At 27.7% G+C, this 2,336-nt stretch carries 1 protein-coding gene; it reads right to left on the bottom strand.

All coding sequences use genetic code 11. From position 1 onward, the window contains the following. Window positions 1-253 precede the first annotated feature (253 nt). Window positions 254-1,477 (bottom strand): MIF4G domain-containing protein, encoded by a 1,224-nt coding sequence (locus ACAX61_RS19450; RefSeq protein WP_370716193.1) that lies wholly within the window; start codon window positions 1,475-1,477, stop codon window positions 254-256. Window positions 1,478-2,336 lie beyond the last annotated feature (859 nt).

Genomic DNA, 2,336 nt, shown 5'->3' with positions numbered 1-2,336 from the left:
TAATAACTTTATATCGAAATGTGTGAATCATTTAAATGTGAATATTGAATTTATCGTTTCAATTCATAAATACTGTGAAATAAAATATTTTTGTTATTTGAAATTAATATTTTCACAGTACATTTCATTAAAAAAGAAATGTGTCAAATGTTTTACTAGAATACTTCTGTATTTATTTTAACAGTTAATATGTTTAATTGTATTGAATACGGTGATTGTGGTGAATGTACTAACTATGAAGTTATTGTTGTAATTATTCGTTGTGCAACTCTTTCAATGTCTTAGGAACAACATTTTTCAACATCTGAATTTGTCTTAATTCCCATTTCCTATTTTTCATGTCAACCAAATCTTTGAACTTGAATCGGGTTCTCATGTTCAAATCTTTACATACGGATAGTTCCTGAATTTTTATGAAGAATTGATCAATTTCCTTTGGATTGTTGGATTCTAAAGTTTTGCCTACTATCGTCAACATTAAACATACCGATTCCATGGCAGTAGAATCACTAATTTTATTTAACAGATGACCAATTAAAAATATGATTATATTGCTTGCAATTTCTTTTTGTAAGTATAATTCCGCAATAAATCTTACATTTCCTAAATACTGATCTTTCACCTTGTTAACCTGTTCTTCAATACTTTCCTCATACATTATTTTCATCCTTTCATTTTGCTCTGCTTCAATCTTGTCTGCCCAGTATTTCTTCACTTCCTCAATTTGCTTATCAAGTGTTTTCTTAAATGTTTGTTGACATTTAGAAATCAGCATATTTGCAAATGTTTTTCCCTTTACCTTAAATCCATCAAACTGCGAAACGAGTTTCGAGTAAAGTTTACTGTAACATTCTGCTTGTATGGCTTTAGAAAAAACTTGTTCCACCATGCAATTTAATTTCTCCTCAGTGTTTATTTTTAGCTTCAGTATTTCACCAACACAAGTCTGGTAATTTTCCGGTGTCATTTTATTTAACAATCCATTTATAGATTTCTGGAAAACCAGTAAATCATCCGTGTCGCATACCTTTCTCATCTTTGGTGGTACATAACCATTCTCATGATGTACGAGCTTTGGTTTACGTTCCCATTCGATACCTTTATCGTTACAGTCTGTCTGTTTCTTAATTTCTGGATTTTGTTTACTCAATAAACATGACATGTTGCCGCCAGTTTTTGACCAAAATATTGACAATAAGGAATCTGGTAGAGGATTAATTTTCGGTGTTTTACTGTTTTTCATCAGTTTCATTAAATCATCTTTACTATACATAATTCTTTTTTCCCCGATTTTATCGGACTTTTCACAAGACTTAACAGGAGGTTTAACACAGACTTCAACACGAGACTCAACACGAGACTCAACTCGAGACTCAACATGAACTTCAACACGAGGTGCCGCACGTCTCCACGTCGTAGAATTCACCAAATTTTCTTTGGTATAACGTTTGCAATTGTAATTAGTATTGTATTTCATAATAATAATTTTGTAAATTTTAAAGTAATTTCTTTTATTAACTGAAAATAAATAAAGACAAATTTTTACTTTTTTGCCATTAAATGACATTCTATTGGTTAAAAGTAATTTCAATATATGATATATTGCACATGATGAGCAAATGAAAGTCAATTGCGTGAGTTGACATTATAAAGTAGATACTGAAAAGATTATGACACTAAATTTAAAGTATTTCATCATAACTACGATGCACATTCATAGGATGAAATATTTTGAAAAAATTATTTATATTTTATTCAATCCATAAGAATCAAATAATTAGGCAAAGTTGCCATCAATTTGCATAAATTAAAATGCAAGTCTTCATTTATAAACCTGACACGACATATTCAATTTGATAACGAATCTGAATAGTTTAAGGACATTTTAAATATCACCAAAGGTTAAATATGGTGATTATTAGATTGAAAGAAAATGAAATAAATGTATAGAAATTAAAGAAAATAAACACATCCACATTCATAATTGGTAATGAAGTTGTCTCAATACAGTTGAGATAAAAAATATTCTCACCATTAATAATGAAAATCGAGTTGTAAAATATTTTATTGCATTTATGTATAACACAATGTAACACGAGTGAACCAAAACATAAATTGATTTCATTAAATTCCAAATATATATTTTATAAGAAATATATATTTTAATATTTCACAATAATTTACCAACACTTTTTTTCAATAAAACAAAATATGATTGAATCTGTTAACAATATTTATATCATCATTTACGTTTTGAAATTTTATCAAATAAAATATTTTATTTAATTTATTATAAATATCTACTCTAGATTATATTTCGTTTTCTTATTGGATCA

The organism is Sphingomonas sp. IW22 (genome assembly GCF_041321155.1).
In the GTDB taxonomy this organism is placed as follows: domain Bacteria; phylum Pseudomonadota; class Alphaproteobacteria; order Sphingomonadales; family Sphingomonadaceae; genus Sphingomonas.
The sequence above is the reverse complement of the archived record's forward strand: the minus strand, read 5'-3'. Positions and strand labels throughout refer to the sequence as shown.

Bases quoted from the DNA above. Each gene is read 5' to 3' on its own strand.
- ACAX61_RS19450 (WP_370716193.1), bottom strand. From the start codon at position 1,477: ATGAAATACAATACTAATTACAATTGCAAACGTTATACCAAAGAAAAT.